The 251-nt window shown below is 36.7% G+C and carries 1 protein-coding gene; it reads right to left on the bottom strand.

What is annotated here, in order from left to right; all coding sequences use genetic code 11:
* Positions 1 to 251 (bottom strand): PTS transporter subunit EIIC (locus SB717_RS38020; RefSeq protein WP_410908348.1); only part of this gene is annotated, 251 nt, incomplete at both ends.

Consider the following 251-nt stretch of genomic DNA (forward strand, 5'->3'; position numbering starts at 1 on the left):
GGTTTTGTTGCAATACCAAAGTTTAAAGCGTAATCGATTGCACCGGCACTAAATGAGAAACCATCATGAATGCCAAGTGATGTTGTAATGAATAAAGAAAGACCTGTTAGTACAGCATGAATACCATATAATACTGGTGATAAGAACATGAATGAGAATTCAATAGGCTCTGTAATACCAGTTAAGAATGAAGTTAATGCTAGACCAGCTAACATACCAGTAACTGCTTTACGCTTTTCTGGTTTAGCAGC

The organism is Priestia sp. SIMBA_032 (assembly GCF_046535215.1).
Classification (GTDB): Bacteria; Bacillota; Bacilli; order Bacillales; family Bacillaceae_H; genus Priestia; species Priestia aryabhattai.